At 69.2% G+C, this 24,733-nt stretch carries 19 protein-coding genes, 4 tRNA genes and 1 pseudogene; 11 read left to right on the forward strand and 13 right to left on the reverse strand.

Annotated features, from left to right (window positions below):
* The first annotated feature begins 10 nt into the window (after positions 1–10).
* The gene (locus tag OG194_RS24410; protein WP_327402942.1) at positions 11–1,522 is read left to right on the forward strand and encodes a N,N-dimethylformamidase beta subunit family domain-containing protein; all 1,512 of its coding nucleotides are present in this window, start codon (positions 11–13) and stop codon (positions 1,520–1,522) included.
* 71 nt (positions 1,523–1,593) lie between these two features.
* The gene (locus tag OG194_RS24415) at positions 1,594–2,493 is read left to right on the forward strand and encodes a phosphoribosylaminoimidazolesuccinocarboxamide synthase (protein ID WP_327402943.1); all 900 of its coding nucleotides are present in this window, start codon (positions 1,594–1,596) and stop codon (positions 2,491–2,493) included.
* A 43-nt stretch (positions 2,494–2,536) separates the two neighbouring features.
* On the opposite strand, the gene OG194_RS24420 is transcribed toward OG194_RS24415, so the two are convergent.
* The 8 genes and pseudogenes from OG194_RS24420 to OG194_RS24455 all read right to left on the reverse strand — a co-directional run bounded on the left by OG194_RS24420 (position 2,537) and on the right by OG194_RS24455 (position 7,849).
* Positions 2,537–2,612, reverse strand: a tRNA-Gly gene (locus OG194_RS24420).
* Positions 2,613–2,635: 23 nt separating this feature from the next.
* Positions 2,636–3,253, reverse strand: a complete 618-nt coding sequence (locus OG194_RS24425) for a response regulator transcription factor (RefSeq protein WP_327402944.1) — start codon at positions 3,251–3,253, stop codon at positions 2,636–2,638.
* Between the two features lie 879 nt (positions 3,254–4,132).
* Positions 4,133–5,242: pseudogene (locus tag OG194_RS47655) on the reverse strand (sensor histidine kinase); the annotation flags it as partial.
* Between the two features lie 20 nt (positions 5,243–5,262).
* On the reverse strand, positions 5,263–6,060 hold the full coding sequence (locus OG194_RS24435) for an ABC transporter permease (protein ID WP_327402946.1): 798 nt from the start codon (positions 6,058–6,060) through the stop codon (positions 5,263–5,265).
* Positions 6,057–7,007, reverse strand: coding sequence for an ABC transporter ATP-binding protein (locus OG194_RS24440; RefSeq protein ID WP_327402947.1), 951 nt, complete (start codon positions 7,005–7,007; stop codon positions 6,057–6,059). The genes OG194_RS24435 and OG194_RS24440 overlap by 4 nt, the downstream gene beginning before the upstream one ends.
* A 142-nt stretch (positions 7,008–7,149) precedes the next feature.
* Positions 7,150–7,225 (reverse strand) — tRNA-Gly (locus tag OG194_RS24445).
* 84 nt (positions 7,226–7,309) lie between these two features.
* Positions 7,310–7,381: transfer RNA gene (locus tag OG194_RS24450), tRNA-Gly, on the reverse strand.
* 150 nt (positions 7,382–7,531) lie between these two features.
* Positions 7,532–7,849 (reverse strand): histone-like nucleoid-structuring protein Lsr2, encoded by a 318-nt coding sequence (locus OG194_RS24455; RefSeq protein WP_327402948.1) that lies wholly within the window; start codon positions 7,847–7,849, stop codon positions 7,532–7,534.
* Between the two features lie 382 nt (positions 7,850–8,231).
* Here OG194_RS24455 and purS point away from each other — a divergent pair, with 382 nt between their 5' ends.
* The 7 genes from purS to purM all read left to right on the forward strand — a co-directional run bounded on the left by purS (position 8,232) and on the right by purM (position 16,167).
* On the forward strand, positions 8,232–8,495 hold the full coding sequence (gene purS / locus OG194_RS24460) for a phosphoribosylformylglycinamidine synthase subunit PurS (protein ID WP_015659417.1): 264 nt from the start codon (positions 8,232–8,234) through the stop codon (positions 8,493–8,495).
* Positions 8,492–9,172, forward strand: a complete 681-nt coding sequence (purQ, locus tag OG194_RS24465) for a phosphoribosylformylglycinamidine synthase subunit PurQ (protein ID WP_327402949.1) — start codon at positions 8,492–8,494, stop codon at positions 9,170–9,172. The genes purS and purQ overlap by 4 nt, the downstream gene beginning before the upstream one ends.
* The gene (purL, locus tag OG194_RS24470; protein ID WP_327402950.1) at positions 9,169–11,445 is read left to right on the forward strand and encodes a phosphoribosylformylglycinamidine synthase subunit PurL; all 2,277 of its coding nucleotides are present in this window, start codon (positions 9,169–9,171) and stop codon (positions 11,443–11,445) included. The genes purQ and purL overlap by 4 nt, the downstream gene beginning before the upstream one ends.
* A gap of 720 nt (positions 11,446–12,165) precedes the next feature.
* Positions 12,166–12,963 (forward strand): maleylpyruvate isomerase family mycothiol-dependent enzyme, encoded by a 798-nt coding sequence (locus tag OG194_RS24475; protein WP_327402951.1) that lies wholly within the window; start codon positions 12,166–12,168, stop codon positions 12,961–12,963.
* A 59-nt stretch (positions 12,964–13,022) separates the two neighbouring features.
* Positions 13,023–13,469, forward strand: a complete 447-nt coding sequence (locus tag OG194_RS24480; RefSeq protein ID WP_327402952.1) for an META domain-containing protein — start codon at positions 13,023–13,025, stop codon at positions 13,467–13,469.
* Between the two features lie 61 nt (positions 13,470–13,530).
* Positions 13,531–15,057, forward strand: a complete 1,527-nt coding sequence (gene purF / locus OG194_RS24485; RefSeq protein ID WP_327402953.1) for an amidophosphoribosyltransferase — start codon at positions 13,531–13,533, stop codon at positions 15,055–15,057.
* A gap of 36 nt (positions 15,058–15,093) precedes the next feature.
* Entirely contained in the window at positions 15,094–16,167 is a 1,074-nt protein-coding gene (purM, locus tag OG194_RS24490) for a phosphoribosylformylglycinamidine cyclo-ligase (RefSeq protein ID WP_327402954.1), read from the forward strand.
* A 115-nt stretch (positions 16,168–16,282) separates the two neighbouring features.
* Here the strand turns inward: purM and OG194_RS24495 are convergent, their stop codons facing one another.
* Together OG194_RS24495 and OG194_RS24500 are read right to left on the reverse strand one after the other, a co-directional pair.
* Positions 16,283–16,540, reverse strand: coding sequence for a DUF3073 domain-containing protein (locus OG194_RS24495; RefSeq protein WP_019061825.1), 258 nt, complete (start codon positions 16,538–16,540; stop codon positions 16,283–16,285).
* Between the two features lie 303 nt (positions 16,541–16,843).
* Positions 16,844–17,938 carry a Leu/Phe/Val dehydrogenase gene (locus tag OG194_RS24500; RefSeq protein ID WP_327402955.1) on the reverse strand — a complete coding sequence of 365 codons (1,095 nt, stop codon included), beginning with the start codon at positions 17,936–17,938 and terminating at the stop codon, positions 16,844–16,846.
* Between the two features lie 223 nt (positions 17,939–18,161).
* Here OG194_RS24500 and OG194_RS24505 point away from each other — a divergent pair, with 223 nt between their 5' ends.
* Together OG194_RS24505 and bldC are read left to right on the forward strand one after the other, a co-directional pair.
* The gene (locus tag OG194_RS24505; protein WP_327402956.1) at positions 18,162–19,007 is read left to right on the forward strand and encodes a hypothetical protein; all 846 of its coding nucleotides are present in this window, start codon (positions 18,162–18,164) and stop codon (positions 19,005–19,007) included.
* Between the two features lie 544 nt (positions 19,008–19,551).
* The gene (bldC, locus tag OG194_RS24510; protein ID WP_033321412.1) at positions 19,552–19,758 is read left to right on the forward strand and encodes a developmental transcriptional regulator BldC; all 207 of its coding nucleotides are present in this window, start codon (positions 19,552–19,554) and stop codon (positions 19,756–19,758) included.
* A 411-nt stretch (positions 19,759–20,169) separates the two neighbouring features.
* Here the strand turns inward: bldC and OG194_RS24515 are convergent, their stop codons facing one another.
* The 3 genes from OG194_RS24515 to hrpA all read right to left on the reverse strand — a co-directional run bounded on the left by OG194_RS24515 (position 20,170) and on the right by hrpA (position 24,656).
* The gene (locus OG194_RS24515; protein ID WP_327402957.1) at positions 20,170–20,346 is read right to left on the reverse strand and encodes a DUF6274 family protein; all 177 of its coding nucleotides are present in this window, start codon (positions 20,344–20,346) and stop codon (positions 20,170–20,172) included.
* Positions 20,347–20,496: 150 nt separating this feature from the next.
* A tRNA-Asp gene (locus tag OG194_RS24520) sits at positions 20,497–20,571 on the reverse strand.
* A 95-nt stretch (positions 20,572–20,666) separates the two neighbouring features.
* The gene (gene hrpA / locus OG194_RS24525) at positions 20,667–24,656 is read right to left on the reverse strand and encodes an ATP-dependent RNA helicase HrpA (RefSeq protein WP_327402958.1); all 3,990 of its coding nucleotides are present in this window, start codon (positions 24,654–24,656) and stop codon (positions 20,667–20,669) included.
* Positions 24,657–24,733: the final 77 nt, after the last annotated feature.

The following is a 24,733-nucleotide window of genomic DNA, read 5'->3' on the forward strand; positions in this document are numbered from 1 at the left end:
GGGAGTGATCATGGGGTCGGAGCAGATCCGCCGCTGGGAGTCCGGAGCGCTGGCGCACGCCGTCACGGACCCCTTCGGGCAGGGCCCGGTCCCCTGGCTCCGGGGCAGCGAGACCTACTTCGACGACACCGGCCACGTCGTCCCCTGGTACGTGGACCCGACCCCGGCCCACGCCCCCCGCACCTCCGGCAGGAACGCCCCCAAGCTCCCGGCGCCACGCGCGTCCGAGGGCGGCGGTCCGCGCTCGGCCGACGATGTCCGCCGCCAGATCAAGGGGTTCACCTCGGCCGGCGCGGTCGCACCCGGCGAGGCGCTCGACTTCCACGTCACGGTCGACCCGCCCCAGGAGTTCGCCGTCGACATCTACCGCATCGGCCACTACGGCGGTGACGGCGCCGCGAAGATCACCACCAGCCCCCGGCTCTCGGGCATCGTCCAGCCCCCGCCGCTCACCGCCGACCGCACGGTCTCCTGCCACCACTGGTGGCTGTCCTGGCGCTTGCAGATCCCGAGCTACTGGAGCATCGGCGCGTACGTGGCCGTCCTCACGACCGCCGACGGCTACCGCTCGCACATCCCCTTCACGGTCCGCGACAACCACCCCGCCGACCTGCTCCTCCTCCTGCCCGACATCACCTGGCAGGCCTACAACCTCTACCCGGAGGACGGCCACACCGGCGCGAGCCTCTACCACGCCTGGGACGGCGACGGCCGCCTCCTCGGCGAGTCCGAGGCCGCGACGACGGTCTCCTTCGACCGCCCGTACGCGGGCGCGGGCCTGCCCCTCCATGTGGGCCACGCCTACGACTTCATCCGCTGGGCCGAGCGCTACGGCTACGATCTCGCCTACGCCGACGCCCGCGACCTGCACTCAGGACGCGTCGACCCCACCCGCTACCGGGGGTTGGTCTTCCCGGGCCACGACGAGTACTGGTCGACACAGATGCGCCGTACCGTCGAACGCGCCCGCGACCACGGCACGTCCCTCGTCTTCCTCTCCGCCAACACCATGTACTGGCAAGTGGAGTTGGGGCCGTCCCCGTCCGGTGTCCCCGACCGCCTGCTCACCTGCCGCAAGCGCCGGGGCCCGGGCAAACCGGTGCTGTGGCGCGAAGTCGACCGCCCAGAGCAGCAGTTGGTCGGCATCCAGTACGCGGGCCGCGTGCCCGAGCCGCACCCTTTGATCGTCCGCAACGCCGACCACTGGCTGTGGGAGGCGACCGGCGCCGGGGAGGGCGACCAGATCGAGGGCCTGGTCGCGGGCGAGGCCGACCGGTACTTCCCGCGCACCCAGCTGCCCCCGCACGAGGAGCGCATCCTGCTCGCCCACTCCCCGTACGCGGACGGCGAGGGCGCCCTCCGCCACCAGGAGACGTCCCTGTACCGGGCGCCGTCCGGTTCCCTCGTCTTCGCCTCCGGCACCTTCGCCTGGTCACCGGCCCTGGACCGCCCCGGCCACGTGGACGCCCGCGTCCAGCGCGCCACGGCCAACCTCCTGGACCGCATCTGCAAGCACGACTAACCCCCGCGACCAGGGGTCGGTCCCGCATACGGGACAATCGAGCCAGTTGGAGAGACCCACTGGAGGAACCCGTGTCCGGATTCGTAGAAAAGCCCGAGCCGCTCCAGGTTCCGGGCCTGACGCACCTCCACACCGGCAAGGTGCGCGAGCTCTACCAGAACGAGGCGGGCGACCTCGTGATGGTCGCCAGCGACCGCATGTCCGCCTACGACTGGGTGCTGCCCACGGAGATCCCCGACAAGGGCCGCGTCCTCACCCAGCTCTCCCTCTGGTGGTTCGACCAGCTCGCCGACCTGATCCCCAACCACGTCCTCGGCACCGACCTCCCGCCCGGCGCCCCCGCCGACTGGGCGGGCCGCACCCTCATCTGCAAGTCCCTCCAGATGGTCCCGGTCGAGTGCGTGGCCCGCGGCTACCTCACCGGCTCCGGCCTGGTCGAGTACGACGCCTCCCGCACGGTCTGCGGCCTCGCCCTCCCCGAGGGCCTGGTCGACGGCAGCGAACTCCCGGCCCCGATCTTCACCCCGGCGACGAAGGCCGCCGTAGGGGAGCACGACGAGAACGTGTCGTACGAGGAGGTCGCGCGTCAGGTCGGTGCCGACACCGCCGCGCAGCTGCGCCAGGCGACGCTCGCGGTGTACGGCCGGGCCCGGGACATCGCGCGCGAGCGGGGCATCGTCCTCGCGGACACGAAGTTCGAGTTCGGCTTCGACGGCGAGACGCTGATCGCCGCCGACGAGGTGCTCACCCCGGACTCGTCCCGCTTCTGGCCGGCCGAGACCTGGGAGCCGGGCCACGCGCAGCCGTCGTACGACAAGCAGTTCGTGCGCGACTGGCTCACCGGCCCGGAGTCCGGCTGGGACCGCAGGAGCGAGCAGCCGCCGCCGGCGCTTCCGCAGCAGGTGGTGGACGCGACGCGCGCGAAGTACATCGAGGCGTACGAGCGCCTGACGGGCCTGAACTGGGCCTAGAGGGCACGAAAAACCCCGGTCCACCCGGACCGGGGTCTTTGTTTGGAGCGGACGACCAGGTTCGAACTGGCGACCTCAACCTTGGCAAGGTTGCGCTCTACCAACTGAGCTACGTCCGCGTTGCGCCGTGGCGCGAGAGCAACTATACCCAACCTCGCTCGCGTGCGAGACGCACTGCCGCATGCCGGTTCTCGGCCCCGAGTTTCGAGACGGCGGACGAGAGATAGTTCCGTACGGTCCCCTGCGAGAGCGCGGCCCGTTCGGCGATCTCCGCGACCGGCGCCCCGTCGGCGGCCAACTCCAGCACCTCGGCCTCACGGGCGGTCAGCGGCGAGTCCCCGGCGGAGATCGCGTCGGCGGCCAACTCGGGGTCGACATAACGGTTTCCGGCATGCACGGTACGAATGATCTCGGCAAGCCGCTGCGCACTGACGGTCTTCGGCACAAACCCCCGCACCCCCGCCGCAAGCGCCCTCTTCAGATGCCCGGGCCGCCCATGCCCGGTCACGATCAACACCCGGCACCCCGGCAACTCGGCCCGCAACGATGTGGCCACCTTCACACCGTCCGCCCCCGGCATCTGAAGATCCAGCACAGCCACATCCGGCTCATGAGCCCGAGCCATGGCCAACGCCTCGGGCCCGGTAGCAGCCTCGGCCACCACCACGAGGTCATCCTCCAGCCCGAGCAACGCGGCAAGCGCACCCCGGATGAGGTGCTCGTCATCGGCGAGCAGGAGTCTTACGACGGGGGCGGTCATGGGGTGCTCCTGGTGAGGGCGGGCAGGGGACGTTCGGGGTGGGCGGTCACGGGGCGATTTCCCCGGCTTGCGGCGGGCAGGGGCGGATGGGACGGGCGGTCATGAGGCCCCCGGTTGCCATGGCGGCCGGAGGGCGTGCGACCCGCTCGATCACGAGGCACCGGGCCCCCGCCACGACCAGCGGGCGCGCCACGCGCAGCGCGTTCATGAGGCCGAGCCCCCCGTCCCCGCAGCCCCGGCCAACGGCACCGTGGCCACCACCCGGAACCGGTCGCCGTCCACAGCCCCGGCTTCCAACTCCCCGCCGACCGCGGTCAGTCGCTCCCGCAGCCCGACCAACCCCGATCCGCCACGGCCCTCGACGACCTTGGCCTCGTGGTTCTCTCCAGCGAGCCCGGATCCACTACCGCCTTCGCCCACCTTGGCCCCGCGGGTTTCCGACGTCGGCCCCAACCCGCCCCCGCCGTCGATCACTTCGGCCCGGCCCTTCTCTCCAGCCGGCCCGGACCCGGCACCGCTTTCGCCCACCTCCGCCCCGTGGGTTTCCGATGCCGGCCCCGACCTGCCACCGCCGTCGCCCACCTTGGCCCCGTGGGTTTCCGACGTCGGCCCCAACCCGCCCCCGCCGTCGATCACTTCGGCCCGGCCCTTCTCTCCAGCCGGCCCGGACCCGGCACCGCTTTCGCCCACCTCTGCTCCGTGGGTTTCCGATGCCGGCCCCGACCTGCCACCGCCGTCGCCCGCCTCCGCCCCGTGGGTTTCCGACGTCGGCCCCAACCCGCCCCCGCCGTCGATCACTTCGGCCCGGGCCTTCTCCACCACCAGCCCCGGCTCCCCAGCCCCGTCGACGACCTCGCCCCCGCCGCCCCCTCCAGCCGGCCCCACCAGCCCAGACCCCCGCCCGCCCCCGCCGCCCTTGACCCCGTCGTTCTCAACGGTGAGCACAACCCGCCCCTGCTCCACCCGCACCCCCACCACACACCGCCCCGCATCCCCATGCCGCAGTACATTGGTCGTCGCCTCGCGAACCACCCACCCGAGCGCCGACTGCACCTCGACCGGCAGTCCCGCCGCGTCGCCGGTCACCTCGCAGTCGATGCCGGCGGCGGCCAACACGCCCTGCGCACCGGCCAGTTCGAGTCGGAGGTCGGCCTCGCGGTAGCCCCGTACGACATCCCGCACCTCCCGTTGGGACTCCCGGGCGATCCGCTGGACCTCGATCATCTGCTCCACGGCCTCGGTGCGCCCGCGCCGGGCGAGCTGTACGGCGAGTTCGCTCTTCAGCGCGATCACCGACAGGTTGCGGCCCATGACATCGTGCAGGTCGCGCCCGAACCGCAGCCGTTCCTCGGCGACGGCGAGGCGGGCCCGGGTCTCGCGGGCCTCGTCGAGTTCGTAGACGGCGTCGAGCAGCCAGACGGAGAACGCGGCGGTGAAGGCGAGACAGCCGGCGGTGAAGAGGACGGCGACCGCGGTGCCGAGCGCGGCGGGCGCGGCCACGCCCAGCGGGAGCTGTACGACCAGCGCCCCGCCCACGGCACTCGCCACCACGGCGAGGAGGTGCCGCCGGCCGCGGACCCCGAGCGTGAGCGTGCCGGTGCCGAAGCCCAGCACGCACACGAAGACCGTGCTCGTGGCGGCCCGCAGGTCGTCGCCGCCGGGACCCCGTTCCCGTAGAACGAGCGCGATGACGGAGATCAGCACGGTGACCGTACCGAGGGCCCACAGGAGCCGTACGGGCTGCGCCCGCCGGTCGCGCGTCCAGTCGAGTGCCCGGGAGGCGGTGGCGGAGCAGAGCAGGGCGTGCACGACGACCACCGCCGTCATCCAGCCCGCGAGACCCGCCCGGACCTGGGCGAACAGCGGCAGCCCGACCGCCGCGACCTCGAAGACCGCGAAGAAGTGGAAGGACCACCGGGTGTACGTCTCGACCTTCCCGGGTGTGCTCTTCCGTCCCCACCAGCCGCCCGAACCTCCAGGTATCCGCATGTGCAGGTGCTCCCCGTACTTCAGCGCCGCGGCTCCCACCGGAACCACCGCCGTACAGCAAACACCGCGAGAACCGTCCAGGCCAGCGCGGTCAGGACGGCGCCGAGTGCGTCGTAGCCGGACAGGTCGCCGTTCCAGCCGCCGCTGATCAGCCGGATCGCGGGGGAGAGCGGAAGGAATTGGCAGACGGCGGCGACACGATCGGGCAGAAGCTGTAGCGGGATGATGATCCCGGAGCCCAGCATGGACGCGAACAGCACCGGCAACGCGGTCACCTGCGCGCTCTCCGCGGTCCGGGTGATCGTCGCCGTGAGGGCGGCCAGCGCGGCGCTCAGGAACAGCCCGAACAGCAGCCCCAGCACGACGAGTTGGGGCATCGCGGGCGCCCCCGCGTCGAGCAGCAGCACGCACGCCACCGCCAGCAGCACGGACTGCACGAACCCGAGACACACCGCCGGCAGCGCGGTCCCCGTGAGGATCTCGGCGTCGCCCAACTCCCCGGTGCGCAACCGCTTGAGGACCAGTTCCTCCCGCCGCGCGACAAAGGCACTCACCAGCGACGAGTACACGGCGAACAGCAACGAGAACCCGATCGCGGCCGTGAGCATCATCCCCCCGACCGACAGCCCCTCCCCCTTGAGATCCATCTGCTCAACGGCCGGCCGCACACTGAACGGCAACGCCAACGGCACCAGCAACGCCGTGACGACCGCACTCCGGTTCCGCCTCAGCAACGCCAACTCGGCCCGCCCGAGCGCCCGTAGCCGCCCGACCGGAGTAGTCGTAGAAGCCGTCGTCGTAGTCGTCACGGTACTCATACCGCCACCTCCTGCTCACGCCCGTGCTCCCGGGCGATTCCCAGAAACGCCTCCTCCAGCGAAGCCGACCGCACCTCAAGCCGCCGCAGTTCGATCCCCGCCCGCTCGGCCCACACCAACAGCCCGGTGGCCGCCCGCTGCAACTCCCGCGTCTCCAGCCGTACGACCCTCCCCGCCACCTCGTGCCCGACAACCCCCAGCGGGCCGAGCGGCGGCAGGTCCCCCACGAAATAGCCCGAGGGCAGCTCGAACGAGATCCGCGACGGCCGCCCCGCCGTCACCTCGGCCGGAGTTCCGGTGACCGCGATCCGCCCCTCGCTGAGGATCGCGAGCCGGTCGGCGAGGCCCTCAGCCTCCTCCAGGTAGTGCGTGGTCAGCAGCACGGTCGTCCCGCCGTCGCGCAGCGCCCGCACCAACTCCCAGGTGTCCTGCCGCCCTTCGGCGTCCAGCCCGGTCGTCGGCTCGTCGAGGAACAGCACCTCCGGCGACCCGAGCAGCGCGAGCGCGAGATCGAGCCGCCGCCGTTCACCCCCGGACAACTGCTTCACCCGTACGTCCGCCCGCCGCGCGAGCCCGACCAGCGCGAGCGCCTCCGCTTCGGGCCGCGCCCCGCTCGTGCAGCCGGCCCACATCCGCGCGGTCTCCGCGACGGTCAGCTCGGACGGAAACCCGCCCTCCTGCAACATCACCCCGGTCCGCGGCCGTACGGCGGCCCGCTCGCTGTAGGGATCGTGGCCGAGGACGCGCACCCGGCCGCCGGACGCCGGTGCGAGGCCCTCAAGAAGTTCGACCGTGGACGTCTTGCCCGCGCCATTGGTGCCCAGGAGCGCGAAGACCTCCCCGCGCCGCACGGAGAATGTGATCCCCCGCACAGCCTCGAACCCGCCCCCGTACACACGGCGTAGGTCAGTGACCTCAATCACGTGTTCGTGTTCGTTGGTGTCCATGACTTCAGCGTCGCCGCGGCGGAGGCCCGGCAGCAGTGCGCGGTGTCATCACTCGGCATGACAAATGTCAGACGGGCACGGGACATACGACGGGCAGCGGGCACACAAAAAACCCCGGTCCACCCGGACCGGGGTTTTTCGCTGGAGCGGACGACCAGGTTCGAACTGGCGACCTCAACCTTGGCAAGGTTGCGCTCTACCAACTGAGCTACGTCCGCATTGCCTCCGACCAGCTCTCACTGATCGGCGCGAGCACCAGCCTACCCGATCCACCAGGGTGGTCCGGACGGTGATGCTCGCAGAGCGGGTGACAGGAATTGCACACTGCGCCTTCCTCCTGGAAGGAGGATGTTCTGCTACTGAACTACACCCGCGTGTACTCCGTGAGCTGGGCCTTTCGGCCTCGCCCCTCGGCGTGCTCCGAACTCTAGCTGACCGGGAGGGGTGCAGCGCAAGTCGGTTGCCCCGAGGGGCCGATGACCGGCCGTAGGCCCGACTCATCGGCCCGACTCGCACCGGGCTGCTCACTGCGCGGCGGTGAACGCCTCGTAGATCTTCTTGGGGATGCGTCCGCGCGCCGGCACGTCCATCTTGTTCGCCTGGGCCCAGGCCCGGACGGCCGCCGGGTCGGGGGCGACCTCGGTCTGGCGGTAGGCCTTGCCCGACCTCGACCGCTTGCGACCCGCGTCCACGTAGGGCGCGAGCGCCTTACGCAGTTTCTTGGCATTGGCTTGATTCAGGTCGATCTCGTACGACTTGCCGTCGAGCCCGAAGGCGATCGTTTCCGCCGCTTCCGAGCCGTCGATGTCGTCAAAGAGAGTGACCACGACCTTCTGCGCCACGAATATCGGTCCCTTCGTGCGACACCTGAAACCGCACTATCCGCGGGGACGCACGGAGACGTCACGGAGGTGCGGAGATGTCGACTGTCCGCCTGTTATTGGGCAAAGTATCGGCTATTGCCAATTCATTTGTACAGTGCCCGGCAATGCAATGTGAAGCCCGACTAAATCTTCCCGCGTGTCTCCGCGCAATAGGGAACCGGGATCGATCCGGGATCTTTCCCTGAACTTTTCGTGAAGACCCCCGCCCGACACCGGATCGTGATGGTCCTCACGTAGATTCCTACAACTCTACTCGCGTAGAAATTTTGTGCGGGTAGTCTGAAGTCACCTGTCGAAGACCCGCAGGAACACGCTCAGCACCACAACACCGGGAGTGCCAGTGGCACGCGTCGTAGTCGACGTCATGCTCAAGCCGGAGATCCTCGACCCCCAGGGCCAGGCGGTCCAGCGTGCGCTGCCACGCCTGGGTTTCGAAGGCATCTCCGACGTACGTCAGGGAAAGCGATTCGAACTGGAAGTTGACGGCCCGGTCGACGAGGCCGCGCTCGCCCGCATCCACGATCTTGCGGAATCCTTCCTCGCCAACACGGTGATCGAGGACTTCACCGTCAAGGTGGAAGAAGTGGCGGAGGCCGCCAAGTGACCGCTCGTATTGGCGTCGTCACTTTCCCCGGCAGCCTCGACGACCGCGACACCCAGCGCGCGATCCGTCTCGCCGGCGCCGAACCGGTAGCCCTCTGGCACAAGGACAAGAACCTCCACCAGGTCGACGCCGTCGTCCTCCCGGGCGGTTTTTCCTACGGCGACTATCTGCGCGCGGGCGCCATCTCCCGTTTCTCGCCGGTGATGGAGACGGTCATCGAGCAGGCGAAGTCGGGACTCCCCGTCCTCGGTATCTGCAACGGCTTCCAGATCCTCACCGAGGCGCACCTCCTCCCCGGCGCGATGCTCGGCAACAACCACCTGCACTTCATCTGCCGTGACCAGAAACTGCGGGTGGAGAACGCGGACACCGCCTGGACCAGCGACTACGTGTCCGGCCAGGAGATCCACATCCCGCTGAAGAACATGGACGGCCGCTACGTCGCCGACGAGCACACGCTCGACGAGCTGGAGGCAGAAGGCCGCGTCGTCTTCCGCTACCTGGACGTCAACCCGAACGGTTCGCTGCGCGACATCGCCGGCATCACGAACGCCGCCGGGAACGTCGTAGGCCTCATGCCGCACCCGGAGCACGCCGTCGAGGCGCTCGTCGGGTCCGGTCGCACCGACGGCCTCCCCTTCTTCACCTCGATCCTCAAGAAGCTGGTCAACGCATGAGCCGGACGCCTCTGGACACGGTCGAGCACGCGGCCGAGACCCCCGACGTCGAGCTGCCCTGGGCCGAACTCGGCCTGAAGAAGGACGAGTACGAGAAGGTCGTGGAGATCCTCGGCCGCCGTCCCACCGGCGCCGAACTCGCCATGTACTCCGTCATGTGGTCCGAGCACTGCTCGTACAAGTCATCCAAGGTCCACCTCCGCCAGTTCGGGGAGAAGGCCCCGCAGTCCGACGCCCTGCTCGTGGGCATCGGCGAGAACGCGGGCGTCGTGGACGTCGGCCAGGGCTACGCGGTCACCTTCAAGGTCGAGTCGCACAACCACCCGTCCTACGTCGAGCCCTACCAGGGCGCGGCCACGGGCGTCGGCGGCATCGTGCGCGACATCATCGCGATGGGCGCGCGCCCGGTAGCGGTCGTGGACCCCCTGCGCTTCGGCGCGGCCGACCACCCCGACACCAAGCGCGTCCTCCCGGGCGTCGTCGCGGGCATCGGCGGCTACGGCAACTGCCTGGGCCTGCCCAACATCGGCGGCGAGGTCGTCTTCGACGCCTGCTACCAGGGCAACCCGCTGGTCAACGCGGGCGCCATCGGCGTCATGCGGCACGAGGACATCCACCTCGCGAAGGCCTCCGGCACGGGCAACAAGGTCATCCTCTACGGCGCCCGCACGGGCGGCGACGGCATCGGCGGCGCGTCCATCCTCGCCTCCGAGACCTTCGACGACGCGAAGCCGTCGAAGCGCCCCGCCGTCCAGGTCGGCGACCCCTTCCAGGAGAAGCTCCTCATCGAGTGCACCCTGGAGGCCTTCGCCGAGAAGCTGGTCGTGGGCATCCAGGACCTCGGAGCGGCCGGACTCTCCTGCGCCACAAGCGAGTTGGCGTCCAATGGCTCCGGCGGCATGACGGTGACGCTCGACGACGTCCCCCTCCGCGACTCGACGCTCTCTCCCGAGGAAATCCTCATGAGCGAGTCGCAGGAGCGGATGTGCGCGGTCGTGGAGCCGTCGAAGGTCGACCGCTTCCTGGAGATCTGCGAGAAGTGGGACGTCATCGCCACGGTCATCGGTGAGGTGACGGATGGCGACCGCCTCGAAATCTTCTGGCACGGCGGCAAGATCGTGGACGTCGACCCGCGCACGGTCGCGCACGACGGCCCGGTCTACGAGCGCCCGTACGCCCGCCCGTCCTGGCAGGACGCGCTCCAGGCGGACGACGCCAACAAGCTTGCCCGGCCCGGGACTTCGGAGGAACTGAAGTCCCAGGTCCTGGCCCTGGTGTCGTCCCCGAACCAGGCGTCCAAGAAGTGGATCACGTCGCAGTACGACCACTTCGTGCAGGGCAACACGGTGCTGGCGCAGCCCGAGGACTCGGGCATGATCCGCATCGACGAGGAGACCGGCCTCGGGGTCGCGATCGCGACGGACGGCAACGGCCGGTACGCGAAGCTGGACCCGTACGCGGGCGCGCAGTTGGCGCTCTCGGAGGCGTACCGCAACGTGGCCACGACGGGCGCGAAGCCCCTCGCGGTGTCGGACTGCCTGAACTTCGGTTCGCCCGAGGACCCGGCGGTGATGTGGCAGTTCGCGGAGGCGATCCGTGGACTGGCCGACGCCTGCCAGCAGTTGGGCACGCCGGTGACGGGCGGCAACGTCTCCCTCTACAACCAGACGGGCGACGTCGCGATCCACCCGACCCCGGTGGTCGCGGTCCTGGGCGTCATCGACGACGTGGCACGCCGCACGCCGGTCGCCTTCCAGGAAGAGGGCCAGCTCCTCTACCTCCTCGGCGACACGCGTGAGGAGTTCGGGGGCTCGGCCTGGTCGCAGGTCGTCCACGACCACCTCGGCGGCCTGCCCCCCAAGGTCGACCTGGAGCGGGAACGGCTGCTGGCCGAGATCCTGATCTCCGCGTCCCGCGACGGCATGATCGACTCGGCGCACGACCTGTCCGACGGCGGTCTGATCCAAGCGGTAGTGGAATCGGCCCTGTTGGGCGAGAAGGGCGCACGCCTGATCGTCCCCGACGGCCTCGACGCGTTCACCTTCCTCTTCTCGGAGTCGGCGGGCCGCGCGGTCGTGGCGATCCCCCGCTCGGAGGAACTTCGCTTCAACGACATGTGCGGGGCGCGGGGCCTCCCGGTCACGCGCATCGGCGTAGTGGACGGCACTGTGTCTGATTCAAATGCAGTGGTAGAGATCCAGGGCGAGTTCGCGCTCTCCCTGGAGGAACTGCGCGAGGCGCACGAGGGAACGATCCCGGCGCTGCTGGCGTAGGTCGTCGTAGGCCGCCGTAGTCCGTCGTAGAAACGCACGCATGCATGTGAAGGCCCTGTCCGGGATCCGGGCAGGGCCTTCGCTCGTGCTGACTTCGACGGTTCGTGGGCGTGGAACGGGGGAGCGGGAACGTGGAAGTACCGGTGGGTATACGTGAGTTCGGCGGCGGCGCCCGGAGGCGCACGTGAGTTTCGACAGTGAACACACGCCTGAATCCTCATCCTCCTCATCCTCTGAGCGGGCCCGGGTGCCCTTTCCGCGCTCGCGCTGGCTGACTCCGGACCGAGGGAACCGTCGGCGTAACGCCTTCAACCAACTCGTGGCTGTGGCAGCGGTGTTCGGGGTCGGTGCGGGTGGCTGGGGGCTGTGGCCGGAGGCGAGGGACCAGTACGACCGGTCCGCTGGCCGGGACCGGATCGCGAAGGCCTGTGCCGGGCTCGTCGACCCCGACCAGGTGCTGGACCTCGACGGCGGTACGACGAGGGCGAAGGCGGGCAGCGAAGACAACGACTCGATCGACGAGCTCGGTCCGGGCTTCATGCCCGCGCGGTGTGAGATCTACCGGGTCGGGAAGCCGGCCCGCCGCGCACCCGGCACCAACCCGTTCGACTCTCACAACACCAGCGGGGCCCCACAAGCGGCGGGCTCGCCGTACCGCCACGACCCCGACCCCACCCACACACCCGCGGGCGCACCCACCCCAGGATTAGGCTCACCGCCATGCCCCCGGCCAAGAAGCGCGCGCGTACCTATGACCCGGCCAAGACCCGCTCGGCGGTCCTAGCCCAGTTCGGGAACGTACGAAAAGCCGTAGGGACGCTCACCCCCGACCAACTCGCGCTCCCCACCCGGCTGGGCGACTGGACCGTACGCGAACTCGTCGCCCACATCGGCATGGCGATCACCGCGATCCACCGCTCCCTGGACCGCCCCGCCCCGCCCGCACAGAACGCCGTGATCCTCGACTGGCCCTTCGCCACCGCGGCCAGCTCCGCCGCCATCGCCGACTTCACCCGCACCCTCGCCGCCCAGCACCCCGACCTGGACGCCTACCTCGTCGAAGTCGAGCAGACCCTCACCGCGCACCTCGACACGAACCCCGGCACCCGCCTGCTCGAAACCAACGCCGGCGCGATGCCCCTGGCCGACTACCTGGTCACCCGCACCGTCGAACTCTGCGTCCACACCGACGACCTCAACGCGGCCGTCCCCGGCCTGGACATCCCCCACGACCGCCAGGCCCTCGCCGCCTGCACCCGCCTCCTCGCCGACGCCCTCGCCATGAAGGCCCCCGGCGGCTCGACCGAGGTCCGCATCCCGCCGTACGCCGTGGTCCAGTGCGTCGAAGGCCCCCGCCACACGCGCGGCACCCCGCCCAACGTCGTGGAGACCGACCCCCTGACCTGGCTCCGGCTGGCGACCGGGCGGACGCGGTGGAAGGACGCCGTAGAAGAGGCGAAGGTCAGGGCGAGCGGGGAACGGGCGGATCTGGGCGGGCTGCTCCCGATCATGGGGTGAACCGCGGAACCTCGAAGGGGGCCGGGGAACCGCTCCTCCACCCCTCCCGTCCCACCCCCATGGACAAACAGCGATTCACCCTCGCCGTCCTGACCATCCTCCCGCTCGTGGTGGCGTGCGGCAGCGAGAAGGCGACCGGCGGCAGCGGATCAGTAGCGGAACAGCGCCCCGTCACCGGCGTCGACTGGCAGGTGCGGGGCATCACCGCGGACGGCGCGACCACCAAGGCGCAGGGCAAGCCGTACCTCACCTTCGACGCCAAGAAGGGCAAGGTCGGCGGCCGCCTCGGCTGCAATGCCGTCAACGCGACGGCCACCGTCCGCACCGCCCACATCACCCTCGGCCGCCCGTCCACCACCCGAATGATGTGCGACGCCTCACTCATGGGCACCGAACGCGCCCTGCTCGGCCTCTTCGACGGGCAGGTCGGTTACCGAGTCGATCACGACACCCTCACGCTGACCAGCGGAAACGGCACGATCGTGCGCGCCGTCGCCGCCAAGTGATCCACTACCGGCGAGTAACCCGAATTCGGACCAGTGGTCGATCTCGCCTACACTCGGTGCCGTGCCACGTGGTGACGGTCGACTCAGTCATGATCTGCTCCCCGGCGAGAAAGGACCCCAGGACGCTTGCGGCGTCTTCGGAGTCTGGGCTCCCGGTGAAGAGGTCGCCAAGCTCACTTACTTCGGGCTCTACGCCCTCCAGCATCGGGGTCAGGAATCCGCGGGAATCGCGGTCAGCAACGGCTCCCAGATCCTCGTCTTCAAGGACATGGGCCTCGTGTCCCAGGTCTTCGACGAGACCTCCCTCAGTTCGCTCCAGGGTCATATCGCGGTCGGACACGCCCGCTACTCGACCACCGGCGCCTCCACCTGGGAGAACGCCCAGCCGACGTTCCGTGCCACCGCGCACGGCTCGATCGCGCTCGGCCACAACGGCAACCTGGTCAACACCGCACAGCTCGCGGAGATGGTCGCCGACCTGCCCAAGCAGGAAGGCCGTACGCCCCGCGTCGCGGCCACCAACGACACCGACCTCCTCACCGCGCTCCTCGCGGCCCAGGTCGACACCGACGGCAAGCCGCTGACCATCGAGGAGGCCGCCCACGCGGTTCTCCCGCAGGTCAGGGGCGCCTTCTCGCTCGTCTTCATGGACGAGCACACCCTCTACGCCGCCCGCGACCCGCAGGGCGTCCGCCCGCTGGTCCTCGGCCGGCTGGAGCGCGGCTGGGTCGTCGCCTCCGAGTCCGCCGCCCTCGACATCTGCGGTGCGGCCTACGTCCGCGAGATCGAGCCGGGCGAGTTCGTCGCCATCGACGAGAACGGCCTCCGTACGTCCCGATTCGCGGATGCGAAGCCCAAGGGCTGTGTCTTCGAGTACGTCTATCTCGCCCGCCCCGACACCGACATCGCCGGTCGGAACGTCTACCTCTCCCGTGTCGAGATGGGCCGGAAGCTCGCCAAAGAAGCCCCGGTCGACGCCGATCTGGTCATAGCGACTCCGGAATCCGGCACCCCGGCCGCCATCGGCTACGCGGAGGCCTCGGGCATCCCGTTCGGTGCGGGTCTGGTGAAGAACGCCTACGTCGGCCGTACGTTCATCCAGCCTTCGCAGACCATCCGGCAGCTCGGCATCCGCCTGAAGCTGAATCCGCTGAAGGAAGTCATCAAGGGCAAGCGCCTGGTCGTCGTCGACGACTCGATCGTGCGCGGCAACACCCAGCGCGCGCTGGTGCGCATGCTCCGCGAGGCCGGCGCCGCCGAGGTCCACATCCGGATCTCCTCGCCGCCCGTGAAGTGGCCCTGCTTCTTCGGCATCGACTTCCCCACCCGCGCCGAACTCATCGCCAACGGCATGACCGTCGACGAGATCGGCGTCTCCCTGGGCGCCGACTCCCTGGCGTACATCTCCATCGACGGCATGATCGACGCGACCACCATCGCCAAGCCGAACCTGTGCCGCGCCTGCTTCGACGGCGAGTACCCGATGGAGCTCCCGGACCCCGAGCTGCTCGGCAAGCAGCTCCTGGAGACCGAGCTGGCGGCCGGTCCGGCCGCCACGGCCGCGGCCGACGCGATCCGTCGCCCGTAGAAGCCCCGTATCAATCAACGCGAAAGATCCCAGGCAATGTCTGAGACTCCCTCTCCCGGTGCTTCCTACGCGTCCGCCGGCGTCGACATCGACGCGGGCGACCGCGCCGTAGAACTCATGAAGGAGTGGGTGAAGAAGACCCAGCGCCCCGAGGTCCTCGGTGGCCTCGGCGGCTTCGCCGGGCTCTTCGACGCCTCCGCCCTCAAGCGGTTCGAGCACCCCCTGCTCGCCTCCGCCACGGACGGCGTCGGCACGAAGGTCGACATCGCGCGCCGGCTCGGCGTCTACGACACGATCGGCCACGACCTGGTCGCCATGGTCATGGACGACATCGTGGTGTGCGGTGCCGAGCCGCTCTTCATGACCGACTACATCTGCGTCGGCAAGGTGCACCCCGAGCGTGTCGCGGCCATCGTCAAGGGCATCGCCGAAGGCTGTGTGCTGGCCGGCTGCGCCCTGGTCGGCGGCGAGACCGCCGAACACCCCGGTCTGCTGGGCCCGGACGACTTCGACGTCGCCGGCGCCGGTACGGGCGTCGTGGAGGCCGACCGGCTGCTCGGCGCCGATCGCATCCGGACGGGTGACGCGGTCATCGCGATGGCGTCCTCGGGACTTCACTCGAACGGGTACTCGCTCGTCCGGCATGTGCTCCTGAACCAGGCCGGTCTCGACCTGGACGCGCGCATCGAGGAGCTCGGCCGCACGCTCGGCGAGGAACTCCTCGTGCCCACGAAGATCTACTCGCTGGACTGCCTGGCGCTGACCCGTACGACCGACGTGCACGCCTACTCGCACGTCACCGGCGGCGGACTCGCCGCCAACCTCGCCCGGGTCATCCCGGACGGCCTGCACGCGATCGTGGACCGCTCCACCTGGACCCCGGCCCCGATCTTCGACCTCGTCGGCAGGACGGGCCAGGTCGAGCGCCTGGAGCTGGAGAAGACCCTGAACATGGGCGTCGGCATGATCGCGATCGTCCCGGAGGAGTCCGCGGACGTGGCCCTGGAGACCCTGGCCGACCGCGGGGTCGAGGCATGGGTCGCCGGCGAGATCACCGAGCGCGGCGACCACGCGACGGGCGCGGAGCTGGTCGGCACGTATTCGATCTAGAAGCTCCAGCCTGATGAACGGCAGCACAAAACCCGGTCCGGCGGTGTAGCCCCGGACCGGGTGAGGTGCAGTTGTTCCGGAAATGGCGGAAACTGCTGCGAGGGACGCTGTTGCGTTACGCGCCGCGACGTTGCGACTGGGGACCGGACTCGTCGTCCTCGTCCTCGTCGTCGTCGTTATAGAGATCCGCGTACTGAGCGTACGGGTCGTCTTCTTCCTCGTCGTCGTCCTCGAACGGCTCGCCATTCGGCGGCTGGCTCGAAGTCGAAGCGCCCAGCTCATTGGCCAGACGCGAGAGGTCAGTCCCGCCGCTGCTGTACTTCAGCTGGCGGGCGACCTTCGTCTGCTTGGCCTTTGCCCGGCCGCGCCCCATGGCTCGACCCCCTCGGATACGGGGCTCCGTGGCCCCAGAGTCTTGACACGCGTTCATGATCTGGAACGGACTCTCCGTGGAGAGACCGGTCCGTAGGGCTTCCACGGTACCTGAGCCCGCGCCCATACGGTACGTCGCCCGCAGCACGTGCCGGGCTCCAGGACCCGCGAGGTGCCCTGTACTCGCTGGTCAACCGCGATTTTAACCACTTCTTGGCAGGCGACCCGCCGACGAACGTGAGAGTTCTCTCTAAGTCGTCGCCGACGGGTACCGAAGACGCCTGCCGAGCGGCTTACCGGAACCTCAGCGTCCGCGTGCGCCGGCCGCCTCGTGCATCCGCTGCTCGGCGATCCGGTCGGCCGCGGCGGCCGGCGGAATACCGTCTTCCTTCGCACGTGCGAATATTGCCAGCGTGGTGTCGAAGATCCTCGCGGCCTTCGCCTTGCACCGCTCGAAGTCGAACCCGTGCAGCTCGTCGGCCACCTGGATCACGCCACCGGCGTTCACCACGTAGTCCGGCGCGTAGAGGATCCCGCGGTCGGCGAGGTCCTTCTCGACGCCCGGGTGCTCCAGCTGGTTGTTGGCCGCGCCGCACACCACCGTGGCGGTCAGCACCGGCACGGTCGCGTCGTTCAGGGCGCCGCCGAGCGCGCAGGGGGCGTAGATGTCGAGCCCCTCGACCCGGATCAGCGCCTCCGTGTCCGCGACGGCCGTCACGCCCGTCGGGTGCTTGTCGAGGATCCGGCGTACGGACTCCTCGCGCACGTCCGTGATCACGACCTCGGCGCCCTCGTCCCGCAGGTGCTCCACCAGGTGGTGCCCGACCTTGCCGACGCCCGCGATGCCGACCGTACGGCCGCGCAGCGACGGGTCGCCCCACAGGTGCCGGGCGCTCGCCCGCATCCCCTGGAAGACACCGAAGGCGGTCAGCACGGAGGAGTCGCCGGCGCCGCCGTTCTCGGGGGAGCGTCCGGTCGTCCAGCGGCACTCGCGCGCCACGACGTCCATGTCGGCGACATACGTGCCGACGTCGCACGCGGTGACGTAGCGCCCGCCGAGCGAGGCCACGAACCGGCCGTAGGCGAGCAGCAGTTCCTCGGTCTTGTCGCGCTCCGGGTCACCGATGATCACGGCCTTGCCGCCGCCGTGGTCCAGACCGGCCATGGCGTTCTTGTACGACATCCCGCGGGCGAGGTTGAGCGCGTCGGCGACGGCCTCCTCCTCGCTCGCGTACGGGTAGAAGCGCGTACCGCCCAGGGCGGGGCCCAGGGCGGTGTTGTGGATGGCGATGACGGCCTTGAGGCCGCTGGCCCGGTCCTGACAGAGCACGACTTGCTCATGACCGCCCTGGTCGGAGTGGAACAGGGTGTGCAGGACGCCGTTGTCTACGTCGGTCACGGTGGTGACTCCTGGGTAAGTGGCGGCGGTTGGAGACAGGCTCCCGTAGGGGTGGCGGGTACCTGTCGCATGAGCGTAGAGCCTGCGTCGGGCCGCCATCCGTGCAGTGTTCAGGATCACCTACCGAAGGGGGGTGTCCGTGCGACGATTTGCATAGTTTTCCCGCGCGTTCGTGAGCGGGTTCCGGAGGTTTTCCCGACGGTCGGCGGGGGAGGGAGCAGGCGTGCCCAAGAAGGTGTCCTCGGTGATCGTCCCGTACGCGACCTATCTGCGCGTCTACGAGCCGCTGGCCGCCTTCCCCGAGCCCGAGCGCGGCCACTGGACGCGCTACGCCCGCCGCCCCGACCGCCCGTCCTACCAGGACGAACTGCGCCGCGCGCTGGCCGACTTGCTGCCCACCCCGCCCATCCCGGTGCCGGTGCACGAGAGCGCCGACGCCTTCGTGGTGGAGGTCGACGGCGTGGTCTGCGTCTGCCCCTGGCGCACCCGGCTGCGCGGCTGGCAGGCCCTGGGAGACCTCGCGGAGGAGCTTCCGCCGCCGGTCCTGGACGCCGTACTGCCGCCGCTCGTACGGGATCAGGCCACGCAGGACTACGAGCGCTGGCTGGCCCGGAACCCGGACGCCCGCCCGTGGATCCGGACGGCGACCTGGCAGGTGCCGCTGAACTGGTTCGTGCTCGTCGGTGACGAGGAGCGGCGCTACGACCAGGCCGCCGGGGACGTGCCGCCGATGCTGCGGTACCGGACGCCGATGGTGCAGGCGCGGCGGCGGGTGGCGCGGGCGCTGCGGGCCCTGAAGGACGCGATGGACGACGGGCCGCTGATCGAGGGTCTGGTGGACGTGGGGCGCTGGCTGGAGGAGTTCCATCCGCGGTCCCTGGTCGAGCTGGACTACGGCGGGCTCGTGCACGTCCTGCCGGCCGGCGAGCTGGAGGACGACCACTCGGCGGCGGACGTGGCCGCCGGCATCGAGGCGCTGCGGACCGGGGACGGGGCGGCGGCGGGCGAGGCGTACGGGCGGCTCGTGGAGCGCTGGCGGTCGGTCAGGGACCGGCGCTCGGCGAACTGACGCGGAGCCGGGCGGGGACGGACACGGGCCGGCTCGCCTTCGAACGTGGCTGACATCTTCGAACAGATGCGCATAGGATTCTTACGGTTCGTCAACACGGGACGTAGGTCCCGATCCGGACGTTTGATGCCAAGCGTGACGGACCGCACGTGCAGATGCCTTGCGCCGCTTGCCCCTCCTCATGCCAAAATAGGACAAGGAGTCCGGGGAGGACTCCATCCGTCATGCTTTGGGCGGAATCTCGGCATTGCGCGCTTTGGGGGGTCTGGATGACTCCTGATCGCCCCTGTGACTGATCGTCACAGTGGTGTGACTGTCCGCTATGGCATGGTCCATCGGCTTCCGTCGCTGATGGACACCTGGGAGGGCAATTCCATCGGTTTGGCCTACGCGGTTGGACAGATGGTGTAGTTGTAGTGCCGAGGACAAGCCGTTCGTCCTATAACCGACTCGACCCGCACACGCCATTTCGGGCAACGCGGGTCAAGGTGCAGAATTTAGAGGAAAGAACCGAGAAGGTTCGGTTCTCCCGAGGAGGCCGCTCATGACCGCTCGCACCCCTGATGCCGAGCCGCTGCTGACCCCGGCTGAGGTCGCCACGATGTTCCGTGTGGACCCCAAGACGGTCACGCGGTGGGCGAAGGCCGGCAAGCTCACTTCGATTCGCACGCTCGGCGGACACCGCCGTTACCGCGAGGCGGAGGTCCGTGCCCTGCTCGCGGGCATCCCGCAGCAGCGCACGGAAGCCTGACCAACTGAATAAGGGCACAGGGCCGGCCCCCCAGCCGGTCGTGGTGCCCGACATCACAGCTCCAAGCGACGCGGGTTCTGCCCCAACAGGGCCCACGCCCAACGCTTTTGAAGCAACTGAACAGGGTGCGTCGTAGATCGCGCTGGACTCCGCCGGGTCCAGCGCGATCTTTTTTGTGCCTGGTCGTGGGTCCGTGCGCGGCCGACAGGCCCTGAGCGCGGGGTCCTGTGAGGGACCTTGTCGGAGTCTGGGGAGGGCTGTCGGATCTCCTGTGCACGATCCTTCGTAGGGGTGCAATTGCACATATTAAATTGACCAGTTGTAGGTGAGTCGTAAGTTCCGACGTTTCAAAAACTTATGCGGTGACACCCGTCACATGCCGGATGGCTTGTTGCCTCTGACCTATGTGCGCTAGGACGTTCCACTCTCCGGGTCGTCCTGCGGCTCCGGCGCCGGCGGGGCGTCCATGGCCAGCCGCAGCAGGCGGTGGCAGATCGAGCAGTGCCGGGTCACATGGCGGTAGGAGCTGGCGGCCGACAGGTGCGCACGGAGCAGCGCCCGCGTCTCGTGCCTGACCGAAGCCGCCATGTGCCACCTCCAGTGGCCCTGTGCGGAACGGGGCCTGGTTTCTGGGTACCTGGCGGGTGCGGCGGCGTCAAGGGAGTCGTAGCAGCCACGAGGGCGACGACACACACGAAAGCCCGGGTCCGAAGACCCGGGCTTTCGTTTGATCTATTGCGGTCCTGACGGGATTTGAACCCGCGGCCTCCACCTTGACAGGGTGGCGAGCACTCCAAGCTGCTCCACAGGACCTTGATTCGCGGCACTTGATGGTGCGTTGTGCCGCGAGATGAGACTGTACAGGAGGCGGGCCCGCCTGGTCGAACTCACTCGGTGTGCAGGCGTTGTTACGGTGCGGCCGCGTCGATCGCCTTCACGATCCGCTTGTCGGAGACGGGGTACGCCGTGCCCAGCGCGTGGGCGAAATAGCTGACCCGGAGCTCCTCGATCATCCAGCGGATGTCCCGGACGGAGGACGGAACCGGGCGGCCCTGCGGGAGTTGCTCCAGGAGCCACGCGTACTCGTCCTGCATCTCGTGGACCTTCTCCATGCGGGTCGTGTCCCGCTGGACCCCCGTCGGCATCTGCTGGAGGCGGCGGTCGGCGGCCACCATGTAGCGCATCAGGTCGGGCAGGCGTCGTATGCCCGTCGCCGTGACGAAGCCCGGCTTCACGAGGGCGTCCAACTGGGCGCGTACGTCCGCGAGGTTGGGGAGGAGCGCGGGGCTGTGTGCCGCCTTCAGGCGGCGCTCACAGGCCTGCCAGGCGGCCAGCACCTGTTGGACCTGGTCGACCGCCCGGACCGTCGTGTCGACGATCTCGGCGCGCACCTTCTCGTAGAGCTTCCGGTACGACTCCTCGTCCCACGCCGGGCCGCCGAAGTCGCCGATCAGCTTGTCCGCCGCCGCCAGCGCGCAGTCGTCGAACAGTGCCTGGATCGAACCGTGCGGGTTCGCGGACAGGGCCAGCTTCTGCGCGTTCGTGAGCTTCTCGGACGCGAACTTCGCCGGATTCACCGGGATGTTGCGCACGATGAGCCGGCGCGTGCCCTTCCACATCGCCTCCGCCTGCTCCTCCTCCGTGTCGAAGAGCCGTACGGAGACGGTGTCGCCGTCGTCGACCAGCGCGGGGTACGCCTTTACCGGCTGGCCGGCCCGACGGGTCTCGAAGACGCGGGTGAGGGAGCCGATCGTCCAGTCGGTGAGGCCCTTGCGTTCCAGGGACTCGCCGCCCTCGCGCTCGGCCGTCGCCGCGGCCGCCTGTGAGATGGCCTGGCGCGCCTTCGGCTTCAGGCGGACCTTCAGCGCCTCCAGGTCCTTGTCCTCGGCGATCCTGCGGCGCCGCTCGTCCACGATCCGGAAGGTGATGAGCAGGTGGTCCGGGACCTTCGACCAGTCGAAGTCGTCGGCGGTGAAGGGGACTCCGACCATGCGCTTCAACTCGCGGGCCATGGTGGTGGGGAGGGGTTCCTGGAGGGGGACCGCTGCCGCCAGGAAGCGTTGGGCGAAGTTCGGGGCCGGGACGTAGTTGCGGCGGATCGGCTTCGGGAGGGAGCGGATCAGTTCCGTCACCACCTCTTCCCGCAACCCGGGGATCTGCCAGTCGAAGCCCTCGTCCGTGACCTGGTTCAGGACCTGGAGCGGGATGTGGACCGTGACACCGTCCGCGTCCGCGCCCGGCTCGAACTGGTACGTCACCCGGAACTTGAGCCGTCCCTGATGCCAGGAGTCCGGATAGTCGTCCTTGCTGATGTCTCCCGCGCGCTCGTTGATGAGCATCGAGCGCTCGAAGTCGAGGAGTTCGGGCTCCTCATGGTGCTTGTGCTTCCACCAGGAGTCGAAGTGGGCGCCGGACACGACGTGTTCGGGCACCCGCTGGTCGTAGAAGTCGTAGAGCGTCTCGTCGTCGACCAGGATGTCCCGGCGGCGGGCGCGATGCTCCAACTCCTCGACCTCGGTGAGGAGTCTGCGGTTGTCGGCGAAGAACTTGTGGTGCGTGCGCCAGTCGCCCTCGACCAGCGCGTTGCGGATGAACAGCTCGCGGGACGCCTCCGGGTCGATGCGGCCGTAGTTCACCTTGCGCTGGGCGATGATCGGGACGCCGTAGAGCGTGACCTTCTCGAAGGCCATCACGGCCGCCTGGTCCTTCTCCCAGTGCGGTTCGCTGTACGTCCGCTTGAGGAGGTGGCCGGCGAGCGGCTCGACCCACTCGGGCTCGATCTTGGCGTTGACGCGGGCCCAGAGGCGTGACGTCTCCACCAGTTCCGCCGACATGACGAAACGCGGGGTCTTCTTGAAGAGCGCCGAACCCGGGAAGATCGCGAACTTGGCGCTGCGGGCGCCCAGATACTCGTTCTTCGCTGTGTTTTTCCCACCCTCCCCCCCGGCGTTCTTCACGTCCTTCATGCCGATGTGCGACAGCAGGCCGGCGAGGAGGGAGACGTGGACGCTCTGCTCGGCGGCATCCTCCTCGTTGAACTGGATGCCCATCTGCTTTGCCACCGTGCGGAGTTGGCTGTAGATGTCCTGCCACTCACGGATGCGGAGGAAGTTCAGGTACTCCTGCTTGCACATGCGACGGAACGCGGAGGAGCCGCGTTCCTTCTGCTGCTCGCGGATGTACCGCCACATGTTGAGGAACGCGAGGAAGTCGCTCGACTCGTCCCGGAAACGGGCGTGTTGCTGGTCCGCCTGCGTCTGCTTGTCCACCGGGCGTTCGCGCGGGTCCTGGATGGAGAGCGCGGCGGCGATCACCATGACCTCGCGGACACAGCCGTTCTTGTCGGCCTCCAGGACCATGCGGGCCAGGCGTGGGTCCACGGGGAGTTGGGCGAGCTTGCGGCCGGTCTGTGTGAGGCGGTTGCGCGGGTCCTTCTCGTCCGGGTCCAACGCGCCCAGTTCCTGGAGGAGTTGGACGCCGTCGCGGATGTTGCGGTGGTCCGGCGGGTCGATGAACGGGAACTTCTCGATCTCACCGAGACCGGCCGCGGTCATCTGAAGGATGACGGAGGCGAGGTTCGTCCGCAGGATCTCGGCGTCCGTGAACTCCGGACGGGCGAGGAAGTCGTCCTCGGAGTACAGGCGGATGCAGATGCCGTCCGACGTACGGCCACAACGCCCCTTGCGCTGATTGGCACTTGCCTGGCTCACCGCCTCGATGGGCAGCCGCTGCACCTTCGTTCGGTGGCTGTAGCGGCTGATGCGGGCGAAGCCGGGGTCGATGACGTACTTGATGCCCGGGACGGTGAGGGAGGTCTCGGCGACGTTGGTCGCCAGAACGATCCTGCGGCCCGTGTGCTGCTGGAAAACCCGGTGCTGCTCGGCGTGCGAGAGGCGGGCGTAGAGAGGGAGGACCTCCGTGAAGCGGTAGTTCTTCTTCGTCAGCGCGTCGGCGGTGTCGCGGATCTCCCGCTCGCCGGAGAGGAAGACGAGGATGTCGCCCTTGCCCTCGCCCTGAAGCTCCTCCACGGCGTCACAGATCGCGGTGATCTGGTCGCGGTCGGAGTCCTCGGACTCGTCCTCCAGGAGTGGGCGGTACCGCACCTCGACCGGATACGTCCGGCCGCTGACCTCGATGATTGGGGCCTCGCCGAAGTGCCGGGAGAACCGCTCCGGGTCGATGGTCGCCGAGGTGATGACGACCTTCAAGTCCGGGCGCTTGGGCAGCAGTTGGGCGAGGTAGCCCAGCAGGAAGTCGATGTTGAGGGACCGCTCGTGGGCCTCGTCGATGATGATCGTGTCGTAGGCGCGCAGTTCGCGGTCGGTCTGGATCTCGGCGAGCAGGATGCCGTCCGTCATCAGCTTGATGAACGTCGACTCCTGGTTCACCTGGTCCGTGAAACGGACCTTCCAGCCGACGGCCTCGCCGAGCGGGGTGTCCATCTCCTCCGCGATGCGCTCCGCGACGGTGCGCGCGGCGATACGGCGGGGCTGGGTGTGTCCGATCATGCCGCGGACGCCGCGGCCGAGTTCGAGGCAGATCTTGGGGATCTGGGTCGTCTTGCCGGAGCCGGTCTCACCGGCCACGATCACGACCTGGTGGTCGCGGATCGCGGCCGCGATGTCGGCCTTCTTCTGGCTGACCGGCAGCTGTTCCGGATACGAGATCGCCGGGATGCGGGTGCGCCGCGCGGCCATCCGCTCCTCGCCGCGGGCGACCTCGGTCTCGATCTCGGCGAGGACGGCGGCGCGGGCCTCCGGCTTACGGATCTTGCGCGCGCCTTCGAGCCTGCGCCCGAGCCGGTGCGCGTCGCGCAGGGTCAGCTCGGTCAGGCGGGGGGCGAGGTCGCCGAGGGCGGGGGCGGAAGTGCCGGGCGCGGAGGCGGGGTGCGTAGACATACGCCGTCCAGGATCTCACCTCGGCGAAATTCCTGGCGAATGGTTTGCCGGCGGGGGTTGTACGGGTTGCCTCCGGC

The organism is Streptomyces sp. NBC_01288 (assembly GCF_035982055.1).
Taxonomy (GTDB): Bacteria; Actinomycetota; Actinomycetes; order Streptomycetales; family Streptomycetaceae; genus Streptomyces.